General features: G+C 59.5%; 24 protein-coding genes. 12 read left to right on the top strand and 12 right to left on the bottom strand.

From position 1 onward, the window contains the following. Positions 1–136 precede the first annotated feature (136 nt). Positions 137–787, bottom strand: a complete 651-nt coding sequence (locus HBO23_RS15200) for a DUF480 domain-containing protein (protein WP_017134565.1) — start codon at positions 785–787, stop codon at positions 137–139. A gap of 117 nt (positions 788–904) precedes the next feature. Between HBO23_RS15200 and HBO23_RS15195 the strand changes: the two genes are divergently transcribed. After that, positions 905–1,414 carry a DUF1993 domain-containing protein gene (locus HBO23_RS15195; protein ID WP_017134564.1) on the top strand — a complete coding sequence of 170 codons (510 nt, stop codon included), beginning with the start codon at positions 905–907 and terminating at the stop codon, positions 1,412–1,414. A gap of 68 nt (positions 1,415–1,482) precedes the next feature. On the opposite strand, the gene sstT is transcribed toward HBO23_RS15195, so the two are convergent. Beyond that, on the bottom strand, positions 1,483–2,703 hold the full coding sequence (gene sstT / locus HBO23_RS15190; RefSeq protein ID WP_017134563.1) for a serine/threonine transporter SstT: 1,221 nt from the start codon (positions 2,701–2,703) through the stop codon (positions 1,483–1,485). Positions 2,704–2,945: 242 nt separating this feature from the next. On the opposite strand from sstT, the gene HBO23_RS15185 reads away from it, so the two are divergent. Further along, the gene (locus HBO23_RS15185) at positions 2,946–4,103 is read left to right on the top strand and encodes an MFS transporter (RefSeq protein ID WP_017134562.1); all 1,158 of its coding nucleotides are present in this window, start codon (positions 2,946–2,948) and stop codon (positions 4,101–4,103) included. Positions 4,104–4,229: 126 nt separating this feature from the next. Here the strand turns inward: HBO23_RS15185 and nhaR are convergent, their stop codons facing one another. Further along, positions 4,230–5,132 (bottom strand): transcriptional activator NhaR, encoded by a 903-nt coding sequence (nhaR, locus tag HBO23_RS15180; protein WP_017134561.1) that lies wholly within the window; start codon positions 5,130–5,132, stop codon positions 4,230–4,232. A gap of 134 nt (positions 5,133–5,266) precedes the next feature. On the opposite strand from nhaR, the gene HBO23_RS15175 reads away from it, so the two are divergent. From HBO23_RS15175 to mnmH, 4 genes are all read left to right on the top strand, one after another. Next, positions 5,267–5,518, top strand: coding sequence for a hypothetical protein (locus HBO23_RS15175; protein ID WP_017134560.1), 252 nt, complete (start codon positions 5,267–5,269; stop codon positions 5,516–5,518). A 28-nt stretch (positions 5,519–5,546) separates the two neighbouring features. Next, positions 5,547–6,296 (top strand): TerC family protein, encoded by a 750-nt coding sequence (locus HBO23_RS15170; RefSeq protein ID WP_017134559.1) that lies wholly within the window; start codon positions 5,547–5,549, stop codon positions 6,294–6,296. Between the two features lie 93 nt (positions 6,297–6,389). Next, positions 6,390–7,424, top strand: a complete 1,035-nt coding sequence (gene selD, locus HBO23_RS15165; RefSeq protein ID WP_170038759.1) for a selenide, water dikinase SelD — start codon at positions 6,390–6,392, stop codon at positions 7,422–7,424. After that, positions 7,424–8,527, top strand: coding sequence for a tRNA 2-selenouridine(34) synthase MnmH (mnmH, locus tag HBO23_RS15160; protein WP_099550056.1), 1,104 nt, complete (start codon positions 7,424–7,426; stop codon positions 8,525–8,527). Before selD ends, mnmH begins: the two co-directional genes overlap by 1 nt. Positions 8,528–8,645: 118 nt before the next feature. Here mnmH and HBO23_RS15155 read toward each other — a convergent pair whose 3' ends face one another. Continuing rightward, the gene (locus tag HBO23_RS15155) at positions 8,646–9,701 is read right to left on the bottom strand and encodes a permease (protein WP_170038757.1); all 1,056 of its coding nucleotides are present in this window, start codon (positions 9,699–9,701) and stop codon (positions 8,646–8,648) included. A 199-nt stretch (positions 9,702–9,900) separates the two neighbouring features. Beyond that, positions 9,901–10,602, bottom strand: coding sequence for a histidine phosphatase family protein (locus HBO23_RS15150; protein WP_170038755.1), 702 nt, complete (start codon positions 10,600–10,602; stop codon positions 9,901–9,903). A 252-nt stretch (positions 10,603–10,854) separates the two neighbouring features. Here HBO23_RS15150 and HBO23_RS15145 point away from each other — a divergent pair, with 252 nt between their 5' ends. The 3 genes from HBO23_RS15145 to hemB all read left to right on the top strand — a co-directional run bounded on the left by HBO23_RS15145 (position 10,855) and on the right by hemB (position 13,489). Further along, positions 10,855–11,553, top strand: coding sequence for a glutathione S-transferase N-terminal domain-containing protein (locus tag HBO23_RS15145; protein WP_017137779.1), 699 nt, complete (start codon positions 10,855–10,857; stop codon positions 11,551–11,553). A 3-nt stretch (positions 11,554–11,556) separates the two neighbouring features. Then, on the top strand, positions 11,557–12,399 hold the full coding sequence (locus tag HBO23_RS15140) for a PhzF family phenazine biosynthesis protein (RefSeq protein WP_099550053.1): 843 nt from the start codon (positions 11,557–11,559) through the stop codon (positions 12,397–12,399). 115 nt (positions 12,400–12,514) lie between these two features. Then, complete coding sequence (gene hemB / locus HBO23_RS15135) at positions 12,515–13,489, top strand: porphobilinogen synthase (protein ID WP_069786976.1); 975 nt, start codon at positions 12,515–12,517, stop codon at positions 13,487–13,489. A gap of 75 nt (positions 13,490–13,564) precedes the next feature. Here the strand turns inward: hemB and HBO23_RS15130 are convergent, their stop codons facing one another. From HBO23_RS15130 to HBO23_RS15120, 3 genes are all read right to left on the bottom strand, one after another. Beyond that, entirely contained in the window at positions 13,565–13,978 is a 414-nt protein-coding gene (locus HBO23_RS15130) for a hypothetical protein (protein ID WP_170038753.1), read from the bottom strand. Position 13,979: 1 nt separating this feature from the next. After that, complete coding sequence (locus HBO23_RS15125) at positions 13,980–18,719, bottom strand: RHS repeat-associated core domain-containing protein (protein ID WP_170038779.1); 4,740 nt, start codon at positions 18,717–18,719, stop codon at positions 13,980–13,982. Between the two features lie 184 nt (positions 18,720–18,903). Further along, the gene (locus tag HBO23_RS15120) at positions 18,904–19,518 is read right to left on the bottom strand and encodes a LysE family translocator (RefSeq protein ID WP_017134642.1); all 615 of its coding nucleotides are present in this window, start codon (positions 19,516–19,518) and stop codon (positions 18,904–18,906) included. 145 nt (positions 19,519–19,663) lie between these two features. Between HBO23_RS15120 and HBO23_RS15115 the strand changes: the two genes are divergently transcribed. Both HBO23_RS15115 and HBO23_RS15110 read left to right on the top strand, forming a co-directional pair. After that, entirely contained in the window at positions 19,664–20,749 is a 1,086-nt protein-coding gene (locus HBO23_RS15115; RefSeq protein WP_017134643.1) for a DUF1615 domain-containing protein, read from the top strand. Positions 20,750–20,839: 90 nt separating this feature from the next. Continuing rightward, on the top strand, positions 20,840–21,265 hold the full coding sequence (locus HBO23_RS15110; RefSeq protein ID WP_099547658.1) for a PaaI family thioesterase: 426 nt from the start codon (positions 20,840–20,842) through the stop codon (positions 21,263–21,265). 244 nt (positions 21,266–21,509) lie between these two features. Here HBO23_RS15110 and HBO23_RS15105 read toward each other — a convergent pair whose 3' ends face one another. The 3 genes from HBO23_RS15105 to HBO23_RS15095 are packed head-to-tail and all read right to left on the bottom strand — an operon-like array spanning position 21,510 to position 24,092. Beyond that, positions 21,510–22,691: an acetyl-CoA C-acetyltransferase gene (locus tag HBO23_RS15105; RefSeq protein ID WP_017135010.1), complete on the bottom strand. Its 1,182-nt coding sequence runs from the start codon at positions 22,689–22,691 to the stop codon at positions 21,510–21,512. A gap of 11 nt (positions 22,692–22,702) precedes the next feature. Beyond that, positions 22,703–23,362: a CoA transferase subunit B gene (locus tag HBO23_RS15100; RefSeq protein WP_017135011.1), complete on the bottom strand. Its 660-nt coding sequence runs from the start codon at positions 23,360–23,362 to the stop codon at positions 22,703–22,705. A gap of 31 nt (positions 23,363–23,393) precedes the next feature. Beyond that, complete coding sequence (locus HBO23_RS15095; protein WP_170038751.1) at positions 23,394–24,092, bottom strand: CoA transferase subunit A; 699 nt, start codon at positions 24,090–24,092, stop codon at positions 23,394–23,396. Between the two features lie 133 nt (positions 24,093–24,225). Between HBO23_RS15095 and HBO23_RS15090 the strand changes: the two genes are divergently transcribed. Further along, positions 24,226–25,128: a LysR family transcriptional regulator gene (locus tag HBO23_RS15090; RefSeq protein ID WP_017135013.1), complete on the top strand. Its 903-nt coding sequence runs from the start codon at positions 24,226–24,228 to the stop codon at positions 25,126–25,128. A gap of 122 nt (positions 25,129–25,250) precedes the next feature. Here the strand turns inward: HBO23_RS15090 and HBO23_RS15085 are convergent, their stop codons facing one another. Continuing rightward, entirely contained in the window at positions 25,251–25,580 is a 330-nt protein-coding gene (locus tag HBO23_RS15085; RefSeq protein ID WP_017135014.1) for a hypothetical protein, read from the bottom strand. Positions 25,581–26,154: the final 574 nt, after the last annotated feature.

The following is a 26,154-nucleotide window of genomic DNA, read 5'->3' as shown; positions in this document are numbered from 1 at the left end:
GGCAAGAGCGCGAAAGTCGCGCTCATCGCCTGCATGCGGATACTGCTGATCAGACTAAATGCCATGCTGCGAGACGGTACAGAATGGCGCTGACGGACGGTGGGTTAAGACAGTTGCTCCCACATTTTTAATCGAGTTAAGCCTGTTCCAGTTGGGCCAAACGCTCTTCCAGCGCTGCAATCCTGGCTTCAAGTTCTTCGATTCGCTCCACCGAAACCCCACCCGCCGAGCGCTCCACCGGGCTCCCGCGTGCCGCGATGATCGCCTCAATATCCGCCGGATCCCCCAACGCATGGGTATAACGATCTTCCCGTTGCCCTGCCTGGCGCGGCACCAATACTGCCAGCCCGCGCGCAATCAGGCGTTCAAGCTGGTGCACGACCTGTTCGGCATCTTCAAAGTCATGCATGCGCCCGCTGCGGGTCAGCAGTTCGTTGACGGTCTGCGGCCCGCGCAGAAACAGCAGCCCGATCAGGATTACCTGGGCCGGCACCAGCTCCAGTGCCTTGTCCACCCGATGCTCCCAGCGGTCGGCGCGGCTGCCCATCACCAGGCGGGTAAAGCCTTGGCCCTCGAGCACCCGCAGGCTCTGGCCGACCTGGCCCTGGCTCAAGTTGGTCACCGGTTCCCGGCTGGTCTTCTGGTTGCAGGCCAACACCAGCGCATTGAGTGTGAGCGGGTAGGTCTCCGGGTTGGTCGCCTGTTTTTCGATCAGGCAGCCCAGGATGCGGATTTCCGTGCTGTTCAGGCGCGGCTCAGGGGTGTCGGTGTCGTGCTCGGCGGTCATCGCGCTTTCCCTATGCAGTGAAGCTCACTAGCCTAATCCTGAAAAAATAAAAGACAAGCCGCAGGCATGGCTATAATCGCCGCTGGTTCCAAACCCTGCCATCACCGTGAGACTGTCATGACTATTTCCCTGTACGCCGCCTCCATCCCGGTCTTCAAGCAAATGCTCAACGCGCTGAGCGACGTGCTGAACAAAGCCGAAGCCCACGCCACCGCCAAGAACATCGAACCCAATGCCTTGCTGCAAGCGCGTCTGTTCCCGGACATGTTCCCGCTGGTGCGCCAGGTGCAGATCGCCGTCGACTTCGCCAAGGGCGTTTCCGCGCGCCTGGCCGAGATCGAAGTGCCGAAGTACGAAGACAGCGAAGTGACCTTCGCCGATCTGCAAGCACTGATCGCCAAGGTGCTGGCATTTGTCGACACCATCAAGCCTGAGCAAATCGACGGCAAGGAAGGCATCGAGATCATCACCCGTCCAGGCACACCGAAAGAGAAGCGCTTCAGCGGTCAGTCTTACCTACTGACCTATGGCCTGCCGCAGTTCTTCTTCCACGTCACCACCGCTTACGCTTTGCTGCGTCACAACGGTGTGGAAGTGGGCAAGCGCGATTACATGGGCGCTTTCTAAGCATCCAGATACAAAAAAGCCCGGGATCGTTGCTGTCGAACGCCCCGGGCTTTTTTACGCCTGGATAGTTAAGCCGTTTGCTCTTCCTTGCCCAGGCAGGCGGCTGCCGTGAACAGCACATCGGTGGACGAGTTGAGCGCGGTTTCCGCCGAGTCCTGCAGCACACCGATGATGAAGCCTACGGCCACCACCTGCATGGCGATCTCGCTGGGAATGCCGAACAGGCTGCACGCCAGGGGAATCAGCAGCAACGAGCCACCGGCCACACCCGACGCGCCGCAGGCACATACCGCCGCGACCACGCTGAGCAGCACGGCGGTTGGCAGGTCCACGGCAATACCGAGCGTGTGCACGGCGGCCAGGGTCAACACGGTGATGGTAATCGCCGCGCCGGCCATATTGATGGTGGCGCCCAGCGGGATCGACACCGAGTAAGTGTCTTCATGCAGGCCCAGGCGTTTGCTCAGCGCCAGGTTCACCGGAATATTCGCCGCCGAACTGCGCGTGAAGAACGCGGTGATGCCGCTTTCGCGCAAGCACATCAGCACCAGCGGATAAGGGTTGCGGCGCAGTTTCCAGAACACGATGGCGGGGTTGATCACCAGCGCGACAAACAGCATGCAGCCGATCAGCACCACCAGCAGGTGGGCATAGCCGAGCAGGGCGCCGAAACCGGAGGTGGCCAGGGTCGAGGCCACCAGGCCGAAGATACCCAGCGGCGCAAAGCGGATGACGACGCGCACGATCAGGGTGACGCCATTGGACAGGTCATCGAGCACCGTGCGAGTGGTAACACCTGCATGGCGAATCGCGATGCCCATGCCGATGGCCCAGGCCAGGATGCCGATAAAGTTGGCATTCATCAGCGCGCTCACCGGGTTATCCACCACGCTCAGCAGCAGGCTTTGCAGCACTTCGCCGATACCGCCGGGGGCGCTGACGGTGGCGTCATGGGTAGCCAGCACCAAAGGCGACGGGAACAGCATGCTGGCAACCACTGCGACGACGGCAGCGGCAAAGGTGCCGAGCAGGTACAGGAACAGGATTGGCTTGATATGGGTTTCCTGGCCATGTTTATGGTTGGCGATAGACGCCATGACCAAGACAAACACCAGAATCGGCGCAACGGCCTTCAGCGCGGTGACAAACACCTTACCGATAAAACCAGTGGCTCGCGCAGCCTCGGGCAACAGCAAGGCCAGTAAGATACCGGCCACCAGGCCGATGACAATTTGGGTGACCAGGCTGACGCGCATCAGTCGTTGCAGCAGGGAAGGGGCAGCAGTCATAAACAGTTGTCTCTAGTTTTTTTAGTAGGACGCAGCATTGCAGGCACATAGCGACGTAGGAAGCAGGCCCAAAGTCTAACATGCTGTAGGAAGCGTCCCGTTTCGGTGCGGCATTCCGTCACCCTCAACTGTAGGGTTTGGCCAGGCCAAGGCCTATTCTGTTAAGATTGCGGCCTCTCATCTTTCCTCTCCCTCAGCGAGCCCTTCGGGCTGTCGTTGATGTCGTCGTTTCTGGAGTTTTCATGTTGTTCCCTATCCTGCTGCTGTCGGCCGCCGGTTTTACCGTGCTGACCACAGAATTCATCATTGTCGGGCTGCTGCCGTCGATCGCCCGCGACCTGAACGTCAGCGTGTCCCAGGCCGGGCTGCTGGTGACGTTGTTCGCGTTTACCGTGGCGGCATTCGGGCCGTTCCTGACCGCATACTTCGCGCGGTTCCAGCGCAAGCGCCTGTTTATCTGCATCCTGATCATGTTTGCGCTGGCTAATACCGTGGCGGCATTGGCGCCGAACATCTGGGTCATGGCCTTGGCGCGCTTGATTCCGGCGTTGGGGTTGCCAGTGTTTTGGGCCTTGGCGAGTGAAACAGCGGTGGATATCGTCGGGCCGGAGTTTGCCGGCCGGGCCATTGAAAAGATCGGTTTCGGGATTGTCTGCGCCACGGTGTTCGGCATTCCGGTTGGCACCTTGATCTCCGATATGTTCGGCTGGCGCACAGCGTTTGCGATTCTCGCCGTGGTGGCGTTGGCCAAGGCCTTGCTGCTGTTTATCTACCTGCCGGTGACCACACCCAAGAACGATCAGGTGAGCCTGCGCTCGCAGTTCAAGCTCCTGCGCAACCCGTTGATGCAGGGCCATATCCTGCTGTCGATCCTGGTCTTCAGCGGCATGTTTACCGCTTACACCTACCTGGCAGACATCCTTGAGCGCCTGGCCGGCTTCGACGGCACGCTGGTGGGCTGGTGCCTGATGGGTTTTGGCGCAGTGGGCCTGATCGGCAACGCCCTCGGCGGGCGTGCGGTGGATCGTCACCCGCTGATTGCGTCCATGGTGTTTTGCGGGTTCATGATCGCCGGCATGGTCGCGGTGGTCCCGGCGATTCACTCCACCCTCGGCCTGGCAGCGGCGATGGCAGTGTGGGGCGTGACCCAAGCGGCGATGTTTCTGGTCAGCCATGTGCGCCTGATGAAAGCCGCGCCCCACGCCCCGGCGTTTGCGGCGTCGCTGAATATCGCTGGCGCCAACTTGGGTATTGGCCTGGGGGCAATGGTGGGTGGGCATGTGATCGACACCCTTGGCCTTGCCAGCCTGGGGTTTGCGGCGTCCGGATTTATCCTCGTATCGATCCTGCTGGCGCTGTGGTTGATGACCGCCGAGCAGCCGATGGCGTCCAGCGCCTGAGTCAGCCTGGCTGGGACGGGATCAGGCTTATGTGGGAGCCGGGCTTGCCCGCGATGCAGGCACCTCGGTGTATCAGTAAGACCGAGGTGATGCTATCGCAGGCAAGCCAGCTCCCACACCTTGCCGTCAGGGCAGGGCGGTAAACAGCTCGCGCCGCGCCCCTTCGGTAATCGCCACGATGCCGGGGTGCTTGATCTTGCGTTCCACCGAGATCGCGTAGAACGACTCGGTGACCGCATCGGTCTGGCCGATCAGCGCCACGCCATATTGGCGCACCACCTCATCGGCGATCACGCTGGGGGCGATAAATATCCCGCTGCCCGACTGCCCAAACGCCTGCATCAACGCGCTGTCGTCGAACTCGCCGATGATCTTCGGCTGGATCTGCTGCTCGGCAAACCAGCGCTGCAAGCGGCTGCGCACCACCGTCTCCGCACCCGGAATCAATAACGGCGCGCCCTGCAGGCAGTGTGGGAAATCGCCGCCGTATTGGTCCGCCAATGCCTGGGTGGCGAAAAAGCTGATGCCGCACTCCCCGAGTTTCTGACTGTAGCCTTTGATGTCCAGATGCGTGGGCATAGGGCTGTCGGAGATCACCAGGTCCAGGCGCTGGATCGCCAGGTCGGCCAATAACCGTTCGAGTTTGTCTTCGCGGCAGGTGATGCGCATCGGCTCGCTCAACTCCATGGTCGGCGCGATCAGCCGATAAACGATGGATTTTGGCACCACATCCGCGACCCCGACCCGAAACAGGATCTGCTGTTCGTCGGGTGCTGCGCGCAACATGGCTTCCAGCTCGTTACCGGTCTGGAACATCTGCTCGGCATAGGGCAAGGCCCGTCGCCCGGCTTCGGTGAGTTCCAATTGGCGACCGACACGCTGAAACAGGGCGATACCAAAGGTCTGCTCCAGCAGGCTGATCTGGCCGCTGATGGTCTGCGGCGTGAGGTTCAGTTGCTCACAGGCGCGCACAATGCTGCCGGTCTTGGCCACCACCCAGAAGTAATGCAATTGTCGATAATTGAGCATGGCGGTCTACACTTCGTAAAAACCGAAGTATACGTGAGAAAAATACGAATTTTACTGAACTGTTCAGCTGCATAGAATGCCTCGCTATCGAGGGGCCACTATTTGGACCCAATGGTTCTAACGAGGAAAACATGATGAAACTCAATTCCCTGGGCGCGGCGTCCGTCCTTGCGCTTTCATTGGTGATGATCAGCGGCTGTGATCAAGTCGAAAAGAGCGCGCAGCAGGTGCTGGGCAAAGCCACCGAATCGGCCAAACAAGCCATCGATGACACCCACAAGGCCGCCGAGCAGGCATTGAGTGAAGCGACCCAAGGTTTGATCAAACCTGAAAAAGACGCTGAGCAGGCCGAAAAAGAATCTGAAACCCAGCGTAAAGAAGCTTAATTTCCCAGCACAACGTCAGGACTGACCTATGGACTACCTTTTACAACTGGCCGCCAGCCCGACCGCCTGGGTTGCACTGGCCACCTTGATCGTCATGGAAATCGTGCTGGGCATCGACAACCTGATATTCATCTCGATCCTCACCAACAAGCTGCCCGAAAAACACCGGGCCAAAGCGCGGCGTATCGGCATCAGCATGGCGTTGATCCTGCGTCTGGGTCTGTTGAGTACCATCGCGTTTATCGTGCAGCTGACCGCGCCGGTGTTTGAAATCTTCGGCCAGGCGTTTTCCTGGAAGGACATGATCCTGATCGCCGGCGGCCTGTTCCTGGTGTGGAAGGCCACCACCGAGATCCATCACAGCATGGACCCGGAGCCCGAGGAGAAAGCCAGCGTCAGCAACACCGTGGCCATCGGCTTTGCCGCCGCGATTGGGCAGATCCTGTTGCTCGACCTGGTGTTCTCCATCGACAGCATCATTACCGCCGTGGGCATGACCGAGCACTTGCCGATCATGATCATCGCCGTGGTGGTCTCGGTGATCGTGATGCTGGTGGCGGCCGAGCCGTTGGCCAAGTTCATCAACGACAACCCGACCGTGGTGATGCTGGCCCTGGGCTTCTTGATCATGATCGGCATGACGCTGATCGCCGAAGGTTTCGGCGCCCATGTGCCAAAAGGCTATGTGTATGCGGCCATGGCGTTCTCGGCGGTGATCGAATGCCTGAACATTGCCCGGCGTAACCGTCACAAACGCTTGCTCGCAGCCCGCCCGTAAGCGCTGAAGCAAAAAGCCGGCTGTGCTCACAAGAGCCCAGCCGGCTTTTTGCTGTCTGTTAGAATCGGCCCACTTGATACCTTGAGGTCCACCATGAACGAGCCGATTCGCCTCACCCAGTACAGCCACGGCGCGGGTTGCGGCTGCAAGATTTCGCCCCAGGTGCTGGAAGTGATCCTCGCCGGCAGCGGCGCACAGAACCTCGACCCCAACCTGTGGGTGGGCAACGCCTCGCGTGACGATGCGGCGGTGTACGCCATCGACGACGAACGCGGCGTGGTCTCCACCACCGACTTTTTCATGCCGATTGTCGATGATCCGTTCGACTTCGGCCGTATTGCCGCCACCAACGCGATCAGCGATATCTACGCCATGGGCGGCGACCCGCTGATGGCCATTGCGATTCTGGGCTGGCCAGTAAATGTGCTGGCGCCGGAAGTAGCCCGCGAAGTGATCCGTGGCGGCCGCTCGGTGTGCGACACCGCCGGTATTCCGCTGGCCGGCGGGCACTCTATCGACGCGCCGGAGCCGATCTTCGGCCTGGCCGTGACCGGCATCGTGCAAAAGCGCCATATGAAGCGCAACGACACCGCCACCGCGGGTTGCAAGCTGTACCTGACCAAACCGCTGGGCATCGGCATCCTTACCACCGCCGAGAAGAAGGGCAAATTGCGCGAGGCGGACATCGGCCTGGCCCGTGACTGGATGTGCACGCTCAACAAGCCTGGCAGCCGTTTTGGCAAGTTGGCCGGCGTAACGGCCATGACCGATGTCACCGGTTTCGGCCTGTTGGGTCATCTGGTGGAAATGGCCGACGGCAGTGGTCTCACCGCCCGAATCGAATATGCCAAAGTCCCACGCCTGGCCGGAATCGAGGACTACTTGGACCAAGGCTGCATGCCCGGTGGCACCTTGCGTAATTTCGACAGCTATTCAAGCAAGCTGGGGCGTCTGCAGGAACTGCACAAGCGCGTGCTGTGCGACCCACAGACCAGCGGCGGCCTGCTGATCGCCGTTACCCCGGAGGGCGACGCCGAGTTTCACTCTGTGGCCGCAGAACTGGGCCTGAGCCTTGAGCCAATCGGCGCACTGGTTGAGCGACAGACCCACGCGGTAGAGGTGTTTTGATGGCAACTGACATCACCAACTACCGCGACATCTTCCTCAACGACCGGCCGATGATGGATACCCGCGCGCCGATCGAGTTCACCAAGGGGGCGTTTCCCGGCGTGGTCAACCTGCCGCTGATGACCGACGACGAACGCCAGCGGGTCGGCACCTGCTACAAACAGCAGGGCCAGCAAGCGGCCATCGTGCTGGGGCATGAGTTGGTGTCCGGGGCAATCAAGGCCGAGCGCATCGAGCATTGGGCGCAATTCGCCCAGGCCAACCCCGACGGCTACCTGTACTGCTTTCGCGGCGGGCTGCGGTCGCAGATCGTGCAGCAATGGTTGAAGACCGAAGCGGGTATCGAGTATCCCCGCGTCGGCGGTGGTTACAAGGCCATGCGCACCTTTCTGCTGGAAACCCTGGAGCAAGCGACGGCCGAGTGTGATTTCGTCTTGCTCGGCGGCATGACCGGGACCGGCAAGACCGAGGTGTTGAGCCAGTTGCGCAATGCCTTGGACCTTGAAGGGCACGCCAACCATCGCGGCTCCAGCTTCGGCAAGCGCGCCACGGCGCAACCGTCCAACATCGACTTTGAGAACCGCCTGGCGGTGGACCTGCTGAAGAAACGCACGGGCGGTATCGAACAGTTTGTGGTCGAGGACGAAAGCCGCATGATCGGCAGCTGTGCACTGCCGTTGCCGTTGCATAAGGGCATGCAGACCTTCCCGATGGTGTGGCTGCAAGACAGTGTTGAAGGCCGCGTCGAACGGATTCTGCGCGATTACGTGGTTGATCTTTGCGCCGAATTTATCGCGGTGTTTGGCGAAAGCGGGCAGGCGTTGTTTGCCGAGCGCTTGACCCAGAGCCTGGCCAACATCCACAAGCGCCTGGGTGGCGAACGCTTCCAGCGCTTGCAGGCCATTTTGCAAGATGCCCTGGCAGAGCAGGCGCGCAGCGGTGCTGTGGATTTACACCGGGTGTGGATCGAAGGCCTGTTGCGCGAGTATTACGACCCGATGTATGCGTTCCAGCGTGAAAGCAAAGGCGCGCGAATCGAGTTTGCAGGGGAGCAGGGCGCGGTGGTGGCGTACTTGCGCGAGCGGGGTGCCAGGCGGGGGTGATGCGGTGGGTTTGAGGACCTCATCGCAGGCAAGCCAGCTCCCACATTTGACTGCATTCACAGATCAACATGTGGGAGCTGGCTTGCCTGCGATTAGGCCCTAAGCCCCACAACAAAGCCTAAAGAATCACCGCCCCGATCAGCCCACACACCACCCCCACCAGCATGGTCAGCCCGGCCACCGTCACCAGCACCCGCGCGTCGAAGTCCTTGCGCAGCATCAACAGCGACGGCAGGCTCACGCTGGGCAAGGTCATCAGCAACGCCACGGCCGGGCCGGTGCCCATGCCCAATGTCATCATGGTTTGTACGATAGGAATCTCGGCTGCCGTAGGAATGACGAACAGCGTGCCGACGATGGCCAGCGGTACCAGCCACACCAGGCTATTGGCCATGGCCCCGTCGACATGGGGAAACAGCCACACCCGCGCGGCGCCCAGAATCAGCACGGCGACGATATAGATCGGGATCGTGCTCCAGAACAGCTGCCACAGGGTCCGCAGCCACCGGCTCAAAAATGGCTGCGACTCGGTCTGACTCGCGTCAGCCACTGCGTCCAGTGCCGCTTCCGGCACATGGTCGGGACGGGCAATGCGTTGTGCGACCAGCGACACGCCCACCACCAGCACAATCCCCGCCACCAGGCGTAACGCGGTAAAGCCCCAACCCAGCACAAAGCCCATGAACACTAAGGTTGCCGGGTTCAGCACCGGGTTGGCGATCCAGAAGGCCAGCGCCGCGCCCACCGACACCTGCTGACGGCGCATGCCCGCTGCCACCGGGGCCGCGCAGCAACTGCACATCATCCCCGGCAAGGCGAACAGCCCGCCACGCAGGGTCGAACCCAGCCCGGCGCGGCCAAACAGGCGCAATAGCCAGTCGCGGGGGATCAACACTTGCAGCAGTGACCCCAGAATCACCGCCAATACGGCAGCTTTCCAGATCGCCAGGAAATACACCTGAGCATAGGCCAGTGCCGCGGCCAAGGGTGAGCTTTGCTGATCGTTGAGAATCGAGGCGCCGATGCTGTGGTTATCCGCAGCGACAAAGGCCTTGAGGTAGTAGGGCGACCACTTCACGTAATAGAGGCCGATGCAGGCCACCAATATGAACAGCGCTGGTTTCCACCAGAACGACCAGCCCCGGTTGGGCTGGGTGGAGATGAGGTTGGGCATGGTGCAGGTCCGCAGATGATTCAATAGCGGGGCATCATACGCGCCTACTACCGATCGTTCCCACGCTCCTGCGTGGGAATGCAGGCTGAGACGCTCTGCGTCGCGACGCTGGCCCCAGCACCTGAACCTCGCCCAGGGTGAAAGTTGAGCGTTACGGAGTGAATTCCTACGCGGGAGCGTGGGCTCTATCTGCAGGGCTTCAGATATCCGCGCTCACTTGGGTTGCATCCGGGCATGTCTGCTGGCCGTTATCCAGGCCTTGCTTGTAGTTGCGGCTCAGCAGCGAAGCCTTGCCGTTGTGCCAGGTCAGTGTCAGTACATAGAGCGTGTCGTAATCGCCGCCCGACCAATCGTCCGTGATGGTGTGTTTTTCACCCGAGGCTTCACTGGCCACCCGGTTGATCAGCTCCGGCAAATAACCGTGTGACCAGGCGGTGTAGATGATGGAATTGTGGTACTTGTCTTCCACCAGCTCATCGGCGAGGTCGTGGGTGTCATTGGCGGAGAACTTGATGTTCACCGGCAGGCCAAGCTTGATGGCGCTGGGGCTGATGGTCATCAGGGGCCGAATGTAGCTGTAGGAATTATCGTGCTCGCCTTCCTCGACATTGCGCGTCGGGTCGGGCGCAAACACGTAGTTGGCCTTGCCGAATTTTTCCGGCAGCACGGTGGCCAGGTTCATCGCGCGGTTCAAACCCTGGCAATTGAGCTGGCCGAGGCCGCCGACGGGTTTTTCGCCGTGGCGCAGGAACACCAGGGTTTGCACACCGTCCACCGGCGCGGCGCGGCTGATTCGCGACTCCAGGGTCAGGCCGATGGCGCCGCCCACCAGCAATAGCGGCAACATGATGTAGGCATAACGTTTAAGACGTTGCGCAAGGCACAGAGGCTTGATTGTCATTGTAGGTTCGAGTCTTCAGTGCAGCGATTAAGGCGGGCAAGCCTGGCCCCAGCGACGCATCCAGCGTGCTGCGGTTTAACCTGTGATTGTTACGGGGTGTCTTCCTTTCACCGTCATGGCGCAGTTAAGAGTATGAATCGGCTCTTTGGTTCGCCTGCGCGCACCATAGCGCGGCTATGTTGCGCAATGATGACCCATGCAGGACGGCGTGCAGGTGGCTATCATGGGGACTTTGAGCCTGGGGACTTCCCGATGAACGCACTTGCCGCTTTCCCGATCAACAGCAAATGGCCCGCCCAGCACCCGGAGCGCTTGCAGCTGTATTCGCTGCCCACGCCCAATGGGGTCAAAGTGTCGATCATGCTGGAGGAACTGGGCCTGCCTTATGAAGCGCATAAGGTCAGTTTCGAGACCCAGGACCAGTTGTCACCGGAGTTCATGTCCCTGAACCCCAACAATAAAATCCCGGCGATCATCGACCCCAATGGCCCGAGCGGTCAGCCGCTGGCGTTGTTCGAGTCCGGGGCGATCCTGATTTACCTGGCGGAAAAAACCAGCCAGTTGCTCTCCGAAGACCCGGCCACCCGTTACGAAACCCTGCAGTGGCTGATGTTCCAGATGGCCGGTATCGGCCCGATGTTTGGTCAGGTCGGGTTCTTCAACAAGTTTGCCGGCAAAGCATACGAAGACAAACGCCCACGTGATCGCTACGCCGCCGAATCTCGGCGTTTGCTCGGCGTGCTGGAAAAACACTTGCTGGGCCGCACCTGGATCATGGGTGATGAATACAGCATCGCCGACATTGCCACCTTCCCATGGATCCGCAACTTGATCGGTTTCTACGAGTCCGGCGACTTGGTTGGCATCGCTGATTTCCCTAATGTGTTGCGTGCACTGGACGGTTTTGTCGCCCGCCCGGCGGTGATTCGTGGCCTGAGTATTCCGAGCTAAGACATGCCGACTTTCGATTTCAAGCAACTGGATGTGTTCAGCCGGGTTTCGCTCAAGGGCAACCCCTTGGCGGTCGTGCTCGGCGCCGATAGCCTCACGGACCAGCAAATGGCCGACTTCGCCAACTGGACCAACCTCAGCGAGACCACGTTTTTGCTGACGCCGCGTGACCCTCGGGCGGATTATCGGGTAAGAATTTTTACCACGCTTAAAGAGCTGCCGTTCGCCGGGCACCCGACCCTGGGCAGTTGCCATGCGTGGCTGCAGGCAGGCGGCGTGCCCAAGGGTGAGGAGATTATCCAGGAGTGCGAAATCGGCCTGGTGCGTGTCCGTCGCCAAGGCGATGAACTGGCGTTTATTGCACCACCGTTGTTGCGCACAGGGCCGGTGGAAGCGCCCCTGCTGGAGCGCGTGCGCCTGGGGTTGGGCCTGGCACCTGAGGCCATTGTGCGCAGCCAGTGGGTGGATAACGGCGCGGACTGGCTGGCGGTGATGCTGGCCGACCGCGAGCAGGTGTTGGCCTTGCAGCCCGATTACGCGCAATTGCACGGCCTGGCCATTGGCGTCATCGCGCCCTGTGACCCGGCGCGTGACGAGGTGGACACCCACTTTGAAGTGCGCGCTTTTATCGCCGGTGACGGCGCCCAGGAAGACCCGGCCACCGGCAGTTTGAATGCCGGTGTTGCCCAATGGTTGCTGGCCGAAGGCCTCGCGCCCGAGCGGTATGTGGTCAGCCAGGGCACCGCGATTGGGCGTGCCGGGCGAATTCACGTGGAGCGCCAAGGTGATGAAATCTGGGTGGGCGGCGCAGTGGCGGCGTGCATCGAAGGGCGAGTCCAGCTCTAGATCAATATATTGTTACGGCCCACGCAATACACTATTGGCCCCTGGGCGTTTGTGCTGCGGGGGCCAAGGGGCATAAGCTTTTGCCCCAACTATTCTGCCGCTATCCAGGAAAGCCATGACCAGCCAGTTCCCCCAAGCCCGTCCTCGCCGCCTGCGCCGCTCCCCGGAGCTGCGTGGCCTGTTCCAGGAAACCGAATTCACCCTCAACGACCTGGTACTGCCGATTTTTGTCGAAGAAGAAATCGACGACTTTGTGCCGATTACCAGCATGCCGGGCGTGGTGCGTATTCCTGAGAAAAAACTGGCCGGTGAAATCGAGCGTTATGCCCGTGCCGGGATCAAGTCGGTGATGACCTTCGGTGTGTCCCACCACCTGGACGCCAACGGCAGCGACACCTGGAAAGAGCGCGGCCTGGTCTCGCGCATGTCCTCGATCATCAAGGACGCCGTGCCGGACATGATCGTGATGTCTGACACCTGCTTCTGCGAATACACCGACCACGGCCACTGCGGCGTGATGCACGGTGCCCACGTCGACAACGACGCGACCCTGGTCAACCTCGGCAAACAAGCCGTGGCCGCCGCCCGCGCCGGTGCCGATGTCATCGCACCGTCGGCCGCCATGGACGGCCAGGTCCAGGCCATTCGCCGTGCCTTGGACGACGCGGGCTTCACCCATATCCCGATCATGGCCTACTCCACCAAATTTGCCTCGGCCCTCTACGGCCCATTCCGCGAAGCCGGCGGCAGCGCCCTCAAGGGCGACCGCAAAAGCTACCAGATGAACCCAATGAACCGCCGCGAAGCCGTACGCGAATCCCTGCTCGACGAACAGGAAGGCGCCGATGCGCTGATGGTCAAACCGGCTGGCGCCTACCTCGACATCATCCGCGACATTCGCGAAGCCTCGCGCTTGCCGGTGGCGGCGTATCAGGTGAGTGGCGAATACGCGATGATCAAGTTTGGCGCCCAAGCGGGGGCGATTGATGAGGCGCGGGTGGTGCGCGAGACGTTGGGGTCGATCAAGCGGGCTGGCGCGGATTTGATTTTTACGTATTTTGCGATGGATTTGGCGTTGGCTGGGATTTGAATTTGGGTTGTGGGCCTGTGGCGAGTGAGGTTGCTCGTCACAGGTGCAGTGCTCTGTGATGTTTTGCGATCACGCTCAGTTGAATTTTTCATAGTCTTGGGCACCCAATGATGCCAGCCATTTTTTAAAGAAGTCGATTTGTTCTTTTGGGTCGTTCGTTAGATTCTCTTCTTCATAATCAAAGATGCGGACGATATCTTCATTGGTAGCTTGCTTGCCTAAATTCATTTCATAGGCAACTAGCCCAGCGCTCATTTGAGATGCCATTCGTGAAGGCATTACATTTATCTTTGCGCCTTTGCATAGAAAGGTTATATGGGGGAATTCTGCTCGAATTTTAGCCAGACAAGCATACATATCCCTTCCTTCATAAGTTTTCTGAAAGCTTTCAGCCTCTGAAAACGTCATCGTAAGTTTTCCAGGGTCATATTTTACTGTCACTTCTGCTTTTTGTTCGTTGATGATCACCTGTATTTTTTGCGTTTTCATGTTATTTCCTATTTGGGTTTGGAATTGAGTAGCCTACGTAGCTTCCATCGGCTTTTACTGGTGTAGCGCCTAGAATGTCCTCTGAATTTATAATGTGATGGATGGCAAATTCTTTTTCTTTTGGATAAGGCGTTTGCTTTCCTAGCTCCAAATTTATATCGTGGCCTTCAATGCTTTTGAGTGTATATAAGTAGCCTTTTTTAGTGCCGTAACTTGTAGCGAACATAATTCCTACCGCTCGCGAAGGTGAAGTACTTATGAAGTTGCTTGCAGGGTCATCACTGTCGACAGCGTGCAAGTATAGGTCCTCACTGTCTCCTTTGCTCTTAAACCCATTTTTGAATACCTCGTCAGGTGATGCTTTATCTCCGCGATAAAGATAGTCTTCATTTTGCTGCGGAGTGGGCGTTCCGGGTTCTATCTTCTTTATAGATGCTTGTTCAGCGGGATCATCAATGCTTAGTGACGGTTTGCAGCCGCTGTTTTCAGGGCACGTGTTCAAACCTAACGGATCCACCCAACCAGTAGGATTGAGCACATACCGGTACGCGTTAATCCCACCCGCCAGCTTCACCGGATCCGGCGTCAGGTAACGACCAATATCTGGATTGTAGTAGCGATGGCGGTTGTAGTGCAGCCCGCTTTCCGCGTCGAAATATTGGCCCTGGAAGCGCAGCGGGTTATCGATTTTTCCGACGTCGAGGCGGGCGATTTCCCCGTAGGCGCGGTAGTGCGCGGACCAGACGATTTCGCCTTCGGGATTTGTCAGTTCCTGCGGCGTGCCGAGGTGGTCGAGTTGGTAGTGGAAGGGCTTGGTGTCTTCTGGGCCAAAACCTTCCAGTAGTGCTAGCGGCCGAAAACTGTCTGGCTCGTAGAGGTAACTGCGATGGCAGTCCGCGTGGTGTTCGGCTACCAGCTTGTCGCCTTGCCAGAAAAACTCCGTGGTTATGTCGTTAACGGTTTTGCTGATCCGCCGTCCAAACGGGTCATAGCGATAGCTGGCGGTTTGCCCATTGGGTTGGGTAATACCAATCAACCGATGCTGGCAGTCGTAGCGGTACTCGGTGACGAGCTTATGACCCTTGCCACGCCGCTGGCGGATCAAATTACCGAAGGCGTCGTAGTCATATTGATGATCGCCCTGGATCATCAACCGATTCCCCGCCACGATGTCCGGGCCTGGGCGGTCTTGCATGAGCAGGTTGCCAGCCGGGTCGTGGCCGAAGCGTTCCTGTACGTCTTGCGAGTGGTCGGCGCGGGTCAGGCGGGCGAGGGGGTCGTAGTGGTAGTGGTGTTCGCCTTTGCGGGTGTCGAGCAGGCGGGTGAGGTTGCCGGTTTTGTCGTAGTCGTATTGGCGTTGGTATAGCGTGTGTTGCTGTTGGCTGACGGCGTGGGCGTGCAGGCGGTTTTGGTCGTCGTAGTGGTAGTGACTGAGGAGCTGGCCCTGCTGGCGTTGGTGTTCGCGGCCGGTTTTGAACAGGTGGGAGGTGAGGGTTTCGCCATTCAGCTCGACGGTGGAAAGGTGGCCGCCTTTGTCGTGGTTGAAGGTGAGGCGGTTATTGTCTGGCAGGCGCAGTTTGTGCAGTTGGCCGCAGGCGTCATAGCCGTAGCGCAAGGTGCCCCAGCCTTGGTGTTCGGCGGTGAGGCGGTTTTGTGGATCGTACTCGTAGGCCAGCGCCCAGTGGCCGTCGTCGACGCTTAGGAGGTTGCCTTGGCGGTCGTAGGCATAGTCGACAACATTGCCGTCCGGCAGGGTTTTTCTTACGAGGCGCCCGGCGTGGTCTCGCTTGTAACGGGTAACGAGCTGACTGCCGTCGTCGCCGTGTTCGGTTTTTTCCGCCAGGTTGCCGTTGAGGTCATACACGTAAGCCGTGCGCTGGCCGTCAAAGCCGATTTCCTGCTGGATCAGGCCATTGGGGTGGTAATCGAGTTGGTAGGTTTCGCCTGCCTCGTTTTCGATCGAGGTCAGCAGCAGGCGCGCATTGTCGTAGCGATACTTGACGTGGGTGCCATCGGCGTTGATTCGGCGGCTGATCAGGTGCAGGCCGTCGGCGTATTCGTAACGGGTGACGTGGCCGAGTTCGTCGTGTTCGGCGGTAATTTTTCCGTAGGCGTTGTAGCTGTATTCGCGCGTCGCGCCGCCTGGAAGGGTCAGTTTTCGCAGGCGCCCGGCAGCGTCCCGTTGGTACTGTGTGAGCTTGCCGTGCTCATCTTCCCGCGTGATCTGACGACCAAGATCGTCATAGCGATAACGCTTGATACCCCCATTGGGCAGCAGCTCCTCAAGCAGCTGCCCGCGCTCATTCCAGACCAGCCGATGGCAACTGTTATCGGGAAACCAAACCCCCGTCAGTTGCCCATATTTGTTGTAGCTATAGTCCGTGATATTGCCGTCAGGATCCGTCTTACGCGTGACGTCGCCCTGATCATTGCGCTCATATTTCCAGACGGCGAGACCACGCCTTACGACCCGTACGAACCCGTTGTCATGCTCGTAGGACGTCGGCTCGTCATCCCCCGGAAACATCGCCACCAAGCGTCCGGCGTCGTCGTACTGATACGCCGTCACCGCCCCAAGCGGGTCCTGCTCGACTGTCAGCCGGCCCTTATCGTCATAAGACTTGAAGTGTTCAGCACCGTCCGGATCAATGCGCTGCACCAGTCGCGCACGGTCATCGTGGACATACACTTCCCGGCTGCCATCAGCGTTATGCACCGTGACACGGCCGTCATCGCCCCAGGCATACCGCGTATCCATCTGCGAGAAGCTGGCCCAGTGCCGAACACACCGCGCCGCCTTGCCAGCCCGTTCCCATTCCCAAAAGAAGCTCGCCCCACCGGCCAACCCACGCTCAAGAATGACGTGCTGCTCGTCGTACCGATAAACCTCGCTTTCGCCTACAGCATTGGTCGCAGAAACCAGTCGGCCAAGGTCGTCATAGGCGTAGGAAACAATGCTCTGTTCGGTGACCCATTCAAACGGCTCATGCCCCTTGGCGCGATGAACCTGATAGTCCACCGCCACAATGCGGCCCAATTCATAACGCAAAAACAGCGAGCGACCTACACCGTTATCCAGCCGTTCAACCCGCCCCAAACGATCGCGGAAAACCCGCAACCGGTTGTCATACGCATCGCTGATGGCGGTCAGCACACCCTCTTGAAAGTGGTAGAACCGCGACGCCTGGGCCAGCACCAGTTCATCGGGCAGGTCACCCAAAAAGATCGCCGCTTCAGCCAAGCTATTGGTAATCGCCGGTCGAGCAGCGGAGGGCAGCACAAACTCAGTACGGCGGTTCTCATGATCCGTCCACACCACCGAATCACCGGAAACAGAAAGCCGCTGCGCCAGCGAATGGCTCCAGCCAAACCCCAACCCGCAATCGACTTCCACCGCACTGGTGCGATACACCCGCGTCCACTCAAACGGCAAAATCCCGTCCAACGTGCCATCGGTGAGGGTCAGCAATTCCTCGCCGGTGACCATCGAAACGGGGCAACCGTGGGTGACGGTTTTGTCCGCAGGGGCCGCCGCATCGCCGTTCAGGTTCTTGCCCGAAGCCGGCACATCATCCACAGGTTCCTGGCGCACCAACGCGGTCTGCTGCGTCTTGCCGCGCACCGCCGGCACCGGGTTGGCAACCAACTGATCCCCAGCCTTCAGCGGCGCAACCGGCACGGTCTTGATCGGCGTCGGGGCACTGCTCAGCAACAAGGGTTTAACCGCCGCTACATGTGGCTCCAACGTCGGCCCCACATGCTGTTTTGCCAGCAACTCGAGCAAACTCCGCGCCCGTCCGGACTTGATGTGCCCGAGGACTTGAGTGCCCAGGCGTACTGCCACGCCCATGCCCGCCGTCGCCCGAATCAACAGCAAGTTGATCAACACCTCGCCGGTGATTTCGCCCATCAGCTCCTGCATGTCTTGCGGCGGCAGCAGGCGCATCCAGCTGACCATCGCCGACACGTAAATGAACAACAGCGGCTCATCGCTGAGTACCAGCAGGCCGTTGGCGATCGCGTCATTGCTGAGTGTCAGCAGCTCATCAAGCTCGGCCTGGGAGATGTACTTGAGCAACTTTTCGCTGTTGGGTTTGATGTCCGCCAACATGTCAAACAACTGCGTCAAGTTGTCCCAAAGGGTGTAGAGCGCCGTGCCCATGCCATTGAGAGCCGCTTTCTCCAGCATCCTGCGTTGATCAAGCGGTTTGGCGTCGGTATAAATTCTCCACTGCGCTTGGAAGGTGTCGTTCCACGCTTTACGCAGGCGCTCTTCCAACCCCGCAATCACTGTCTGATAAGACGCGTACAGTGCCTTGACGTGATCTTTGGAAACATCGGGATAAAAACTGATTCGGTACGATTGATTACGATCACACTCGGTGATTTCGAGAATGCCGCTGGGGCCGATGGTGTGGTGGATCGGCTCGCCCAATGGGCCGCCGTTGGGATCGACGCGTTGCAGCACCACCGGCGTATTGCCGATAGGCACGAAGCGCTTGCTTTGGAACATATGCACCAGGGTCAATGTGCCATTGGCCTGGCACGTGGCAACGGTGCTGCTGGGAATGATGGAGCGGTTGATCGGGGCGACCAGCGCCACCTCATCCCCGACCTTGAACACCTGCTCGACATCCAGCGCCGAGAAGCTCCAGAAGCTCGACGCCCATTCGTCAAAGGTATTCAGGCATTCGCGAAAATCACGGAAGACGCTTTCAACGTCGACCGTCTTCACGTCCATTGGGGTCAGGGCCAGCCTGCCAATGGCCGGGTTCAAGCGCTAGCCCCTTTGGCCTGGGCTCTAACTAACAAAACCATCTGCAATCCCTCGCACTGTGTGATCAGGCGAAGGACTTTGCAGCGGTTTTCAGGAAGGATCTGTAGAGCTTATCCGGGTGTTGGGTAGGAGGTTTCGCTAGTTCTTGTCAGCGCTGCGCAAACGCCAGGTTCAACCCCAACCCCGCAAAGGCTGCGGCAAAACTGCGGCGCAACCAATTCTGTACCCGTGGTGACTCGATCACGGCACGGCGAAACACATTGGCCAGCAGGCCGTACACCACAAACACCGCAAACGTCATCGCCATGAAAACGCCACTTAGTACCAGCATCTGCACAGCGGGCGCCGTGCTGCCGGGGGTGACGAATTGCGGCAGGAAGGCCAGGAAGAAAATCGTCAGCTTGGGGTTCAGGATATTCAGCAGAAAGCCGCGCAGCATCAGGCTGCGTGCAGTCGCGACCGCTGGTGTGTCGCTCATGGCGAAGGCCGAGCGGTCACGCCAGGTGGCATAGGCCAGATACAAAAGGTAGGCCGCCCCAGCGAATTTCAACGCCTCAAAGGCCAGGGCGCTGGTATGCAGCAGGGCGGAAAGGCCCAATATCGATGCGAGCAAGTGGGGAATGATCCCGGCAGTACAGCCCAACGCGGCGAACAGGCTGGCACGCTTGCCGGCAGTGAGGCCGGTGGACACGGTAAAGATCACCCCAGTGCCGGGGATCAGCACGACGATCAGGCAGGTGACGAAGAAGTTCAGGCTGAGCATGGCATTCAAACTCCTTGTACGAATGGTCGATGACCGATCCTGTCACGTTCAGTGATAACTGGCGAGTGCAACAGGTCGGCGAACCCCGGTTAGACTTACCTGTCGATATCCGCACAACCGGCCCGTCGTTATTCAAGGAAACCCCATGTATTCAAGCCGCCTGATCCTGTGCCTCACCACCTTGCTGGTGCTGGCCGGCTGCTCCACTCCACGCGGCCCGCAGCAGCCTGAGCGCAGCGAGGCCGAGGTGAAGGCGCAGATTGTGCGGCTGTTACCGGCCACGGTGGCGGACCGCAACGGCTGGGCCAAAGACATCTACACCGCCTTCGACACCCAGAAAATCTACCCCAGCAGCGAAAATATCTGCGCCGTGCTGGCGGTGACCGAGCAAGAGTCCACCTATCAGGTAGACCCGCCGGTGCCGAACATGGGCAAGATCGCCCAGGATGAAATCCTGCGCCGCGCCGGCAAGGTCCATGTGCCGGCCTTTGTGGTGCGTACCACGCTGCAACTGCGTTCGCCGACCGGCAAGACTTACGCCGAGCGCCTGAATGCCGCGCGCACAGAGAAGGACTTGAGCGGCATTTTTGACGATTTCATCAACATGGTGCCACTGGGTAATACCTTGTTCGGCGGCTTTAACCCGGTGCACACCGCCGGCCCCATGCAGGTCAGCATCGATTTTGCGCAGCAACACGCCCGCGATTATCCCTACACCGTGGATGGCACAATTCGTCGCGAAGTCTTCACCCGTCGTGGCGGCATGTACTTCGGTATCACGCATCTTCTCGGTTACCCGGTGAGCTACGACCAGCCGCTGTACCGCTTTGCCGATTTCAACGCGGGGTGGTATGCCAGCCGCAATGCCGCGTTCCAGGCTGCTGTCAGCCGAGTCAGCGGCACCGAACTGGCGCTGGATGGGGACCTGATTCGTTATGGCTCACTGCTGCCCGGCACCACCGAGTTGGCGGTGCGTTCCCTGGGCGCGAAGCTGGATATGCGCAACCCCAGCATCCGCAGCCAGCTGGAAAAGGGCGAGCAGCTCGACTTCGAAGAAACCACCCTCTACAAACGCGTATTTGCCCTGGCCGACAAGGCTGCCGGCAAGTCGGTGCCGCGCGCGATTTTGCCGGGCATCGTGCTCAAGAGTCCGAAGATCACCCGCAACCTCACCACCGCGTGGTTTGCCAAGCGTGTGGATGAGCGCTATCAGCGTTGCATGAAGCGTTAGCTGATTGTTGATCATTGGCTAGGCTGATCTTGATGGTGAACTTGGGGAGGCTGGGGTACACCTCGTGTTTTGGCCAAGGAAGAGCTCGCCATGATCACTTACACCGTGCCCGAAGGCTTTGTCTCGCTGCCACGCAGCAGCCCGTTGCTCGACCTGTTAGGTCCGGCGTATTGCCGGGGTGAAGGGTTGCAACTGGAAATCGGCCTGCGTGCCGACAACCGCCACGCCAATGGGCGCGGCACGGTGCACGGTGGGGTGTTGGCAACGCTGGCGGATGTCGGCATGGGCTATGCGATGGCGTTTTCCAGCGAACCGCCGTTACCGCTGATAACCGCTAGCATGACCCTGGACTACCTGGGTGCCGTGCAGGTGGGGGAGTGGATTGTGGTGCGGCTGGAGCACCACAAGCGTGGCCGGCAGATGGCGTTTGCCACCGTGAGCCTGCAAGTGGGGGACAAGGTGGTGGCACGGGCGAATGCGGTGTTTGCGGTACCTCACTCTGACGATGAAGATTAAATGTGGGAGCTGGCTTGCCTGCGATAGCGGTGTATCAGGTAACAACTGCTTGGCTGACACACCGCTATCGCAGGCAAGCCAGCTCCCACATGAGTATCGTGTTTTTTCAGGAAAACCGGGCAAAGAAAAGGCCCGATTTTTCGTGGAATCGAGCCTTTTCTCATGTTGCTCTTGTCGACAGGGGCTGCTGCGCAGCCCAACGGGAGCAAGCTCCCTCGCCACAATTAGCCTGTTGCTCTTTAGATCAACTGCGCTCGAGGGCCAGGGCTACACCTTGGCCGCCGCCGATGCACAAGGTGGCCAGGCCTTTCTTGGCGTCGCGCTTGATCATTTCATGCAGCAGGGTCACCAGCACGCGGCAGCCTGAGGCGCCGATCGGGTGGCCGATGGCGATGGCGCCGCCATTGACGTTGACCTTGTTCGCATCCCACTCCAGCTCTTTGCCCACCGCCAGAGATTGCGCGGCGAAGGCTTCGTTGGCTTCGATCAGGTCCAGGTCACCCAGGCTCCAACCGGCTTTGTCCAGGCAGCGGCGGGTAGCCGAGACCGGGCCGATGCCCATGATCGCAGGGTCCACGCCGGCGTTGGCGTAGCTGGCGATACGCGCCAGCACCGGCAGGCCGAGAGCCTTGGCTTTTTCGGCGCTCATCAACAAGACAGCGGCGGCGCCGTCATTGAGGCTGGAGGCGTTGCCGGCGGTGACGCTACCCTCTTTCTTGAACGCGGGCTTGAGCTTGGCCAGCGACTCGGCTGTGGTGCCGGCGCGCGGTTGCTCATCCACGGCGAAGGACAACGGATCACCCTTGCGCTGTGGAATCAGGATCGGAGTGATCTCATCGACAAACCGGCCGGCTTCGATAGCGGCGGCGGCTTTCTGCTGGGAGGCGGCGGCGAAGGCGTCCTGGGCTTCACGGCTGATGCCGTACTTGTCCACCAGGTTCTCGGCGGTGATGCCCATGTGGTAGTCGTTGAACGCATCCCACAGGCCGTCAGTGATCATGCTGTCGAGCATCTTGGCGTGGCCCATGCGCAAACCGGTGCGCGCAGCGGGTAATACGTACGGCGCCAGGCTCATGTTCTCCATGCCGCCGGCGATGATCACCTCAGCGTCACCACAACGGATGGCTTGGGCACCCAGGTGCAGGGCTTTGAGGCCCGAGCCGCAGACCTTGTTCAGGGTCAAAGCCGGCACCGCATGGGGCAGACCCGCCAGAATAGAGGCCTGGCGCGCCGGGTTCTGGCCGCTGCCTGCGGTCAGTACCTGGCCGAGGATCACTTCATCGACCTGAGCCGGGTCCAGACCGGTCTGCTCCAGCAGGCGACGGATCACGGCCGCGCCCAACTCCGGTGCCGGAATGCTGGCCAGCGCTCCTTGAAAGCTGCCCACGGCGGTGCGGGTGGCAGCAACAATCACGACGTCTTGCATGAAATCTGTCCTCACTGGAAGTGCATTTCTGGAACGTGGTCCGGGACGATCAGTTTACCGGCGGTCTTGCTCACAATCTCTTCAACGCTGACGCCAGGTGCGCGTTCCTTGAGGACAAAAGCGCCATTTTCGATTTCCAGGTACGCAAGGTCTGTCAGCACGCGCTTGATGCACTTGGCGCCGGTCAGCGGCAGGCTGCATTGGCTGAGCAGTTTGGACTCCCCGTCCTTGGACGCGTGGGTCATGATCACGATGATGTTTTCTGCACCGGCCACCAGGTCCATGGCGCCGCCCATGCCCTTGACCAGCTTGCCGGGGATCATCCACGACGCGATGTTGCCTTGCACGTCCACTTCAAATGCGCCGAGCACGGTGAGGTCGACATGCCCGCCGCGAATCATTGCGAAGGACTCGGCAGAGGAGAAGATCGAGGCGCCGATGCGTGCGGTCACAGTTTGTTTGCCGGCGTTGATCATGTCGGCATCGATGGTTTCTTCGGTCGGAAACGGGCCCATGCCGAGCAGGCCGTTTTCCGATTGCAGCATCACTTCCATGCCTTCGGGGATGTAGTTGGCCACCAGGGTCGGGATGCCGATGCCGAGGTTGACGTAGAAACCGTCCTGCATTTCGCGGGCGACGCGTTGAGCCATTTGTTCGCGGGTAAGAGCCATGTGTTGTCTCCTTATTATTTGGGCTGGCGGATTATTTGCGGACGGTGCGCTGTTCGATGCGCTTCTCGAAGGTGCCGCAAATGACTCGGTCGACGTAAATCCCTGGGGTGTGGATATGCGCCGGGTCCAGCTCGCCCGGTTCGACGATTTCTTCAACTTCGACCACGGTGATCTTGCCCGCAGTAGCCGCCAGCGGGTTGAAGTTCTGCGCGGTATGGCGGTAGATGACGTTGCCGAAGTGGTCGGCTTTCCAGCCTTTGACAATGGCGAAGTCGCCGGTGATGGACTCTTCCATCAAGAACGGGCGACCGTTGAACTCGCGGGTCTCCTTGCCTTCGGCCACCGGAGTGCCGACGCCGGTGGCGGTGAAGAAGGCCGGGATGCCGGCGCCGCCTGCGCGCATTTTTTCGGCCAGGGTGCCTTGGGGCGTGAGCACCACTTCGATTTCGCCGCTGAGCAGTTGCTTCTCGAACAGCGCGTTTTCACCGACGTAGGAGGCGATTACCTTGCTGATCTGCTTTTCTTCCAGCAGTACGCCCAGGCCAAACCCGTCAACGCCGCAGTTGTTGGAAACCACGGTCAGGTCGCGGGTGCCTTTGCGCTTGATCTCGGCGATGAGGTTTTCTGGAATGCCGCACAGGCCAAAACCACCGGAGAGCACGGTCATGCCGTCTTCCAGGCCTGCCAGTGCTTCTTCATAGGACGCCACGCGTTTATCGAAACCTGCCATATGCACCTCTTTTATTGTTTGTGGGCCAGCCAATGAACTGAGTGTTGCGCCGACGGATTGATTTGTTAAGTTGTTTTTTAAGGTTGATTGATTTAGAAAACAGCATAGTCCAATCGCCGCCCGGAGCAGCCTCATGACCGTCAAACAGATGCGCGCCTTTCTCGCCGTGGCCCAAAGCCTGAGTTTTGCCGCCGCCTGCGAGCGCCTGCACCTTTCCCAATCGGCGCTGAGCCTGACCATCAAGGGCTTGGAGGAGGGCCTGGGCGGCCGCCTGTTCAGCCGCAATACCCGCAACGTCGCACTGACGCCTGAAGGTGAATCGCTGCTGCCGTTGGCGCGCCGGTTGATTGCCGACTGGGACAATGCCGAAGACGAACTGCGTCAGCGTTTCACCCTGCAGCGTGGCCGCGTCACCGTGGCGGCGATGCCTTCGTTTGCGGGCAACCTGCTGCCACCGATTCTTAAGATATTCCGCGCACGTTACCCGCAGGTGAATGTGACGGTGCATGACCTGATCAATGAACAGGTGCTGGAAATGGTCCGCGATCGCCAAGTGGAGCTGGGCGTGGCGTTCGAGCCATCCGAAGGTTCGTCCCTGGCATTCACGCCTTTATACCTGGACCGGTTTATTGCGGTGGTGCCCGGTGATTCGCCCTTGGCGCAATGTACCGAAGTCGACTGGAAAACCCTGTTGGAACACCCGTTCATCACCCTGCAACGGCCCTCGACGGTGCGCGTGATGCTGGAGGAGCACCTTGGGGCCTTGCAGATGAAATTGCCGGTGGCGTTGGAAAGTCATCAATTGGCCACGGTCGGCAAGATGGTTGCCAGTGGCCTGGGTGTCAGCGCCGTGCCTGCGCTATGCGCGCGCCAGATGGAGGAGGCGGGCGCCCATTGCATCACCTTGAGCGACCCGGTGATCGAGCGGCCGATCGGCGTGCTCACCAAACCTGGGCATGAGTTGTCGGCGGCGGCGCAGGTGTTGTTTGATATTTTTCGCGACGAAGCGGCGAAGGGACGTTTCCCGACGTTTTGAGCGTGCCACAAAACAAATGTGGGAGCTGGCTTGCCTGCGATAGCCAGTTAACATTCAACAAAAGTGTTGGCAGTTAAACCGTTATCGCCGGCAAGCCAGCTCCCACAGTGGGCAAGTTTTACTTAGTAGTAGCGGTCGATCACTTTAACTTGCGAGTTATCCTTGAAAGATGCCCAGGCATTGTTAAGTGTGTCGAATACTTGCTCAATGAAGTTTCGATCGGCCGCCGCTTTCTTGCCGACATAACCCTGGCCGCGGCGGTACATCTTCAGGCGCGCCGCAAGTTCACGGTGAGTGCGGTCAAACTCGGCTTCTTCGGTGTGGGGCGCCAGGCAGTCAATTTTGACTTCGCCCGACTTGCCAACCCACAGGATATGGTCGTCGAGTTTGTCTTTTTGCGCTGCGAACATCTCAGCCAATTCATCGATAGTTGGTTGGTTGTTCAGATTCATGTGTAAGCCCCTTGACCAGTTGGCGATCTATCAGTTGGTTCGTTAAAACTGCTTAGTTGTCTCCGGTTGCGAAAACCGGGCGTCAGTAACGGTCTGCCGAATACGGGCAGGGTCTTGAACCTGATGCATGTAGTCTTGCTGATGAGCGGCTACGTGATGGTTTCATCACGAAGACAAGCAGCGTTTGAGCTCCTTGTACCGATCCTTGCGGGCCGGTCAGCTTCATCAATCTGCCTTGTGGGCAGTGCACATCCGGAAAAAACAGCTCGGCGGTCAGACGAGCTTGTTCAAAACGCGTGTTACCAACGCTCCCGATCCGGGAGACGTCTCGATAATGCAAGGACAAAAAGGTTACGTCAACGATTATGTAGTGATTATTTTTAGTCACTACATAAATTGCTGTGGGGACGGGAGAATGCGGGAAAACGTGACTTGGGCGTCATTTTTTGTGCGGTGGGTCGTGGTGGGCAGATAGCCAATCCAACGCGCAATCCCTGTGGGAGCTGGCTTGCCTGCGATCGCGGTGTGTCAGCCAAAGACTTGTTAACTGATACACCGCTATCACAGGCAAGCC

Source organism: Pseudomonas sp. WS 5532 (assembly GCF_012985445.1).
Taxonomy (GTDB): Bacteria; Pseudomonadota; Gammaproteobacteria; order Pseudomonadales; family Pseudomonadaceae; genus Aquipseudomonas; species Aquipseudomonas edaphica.
This window is presented reverse-complemented; position numbering and strand designations above follow the sequence as displayed.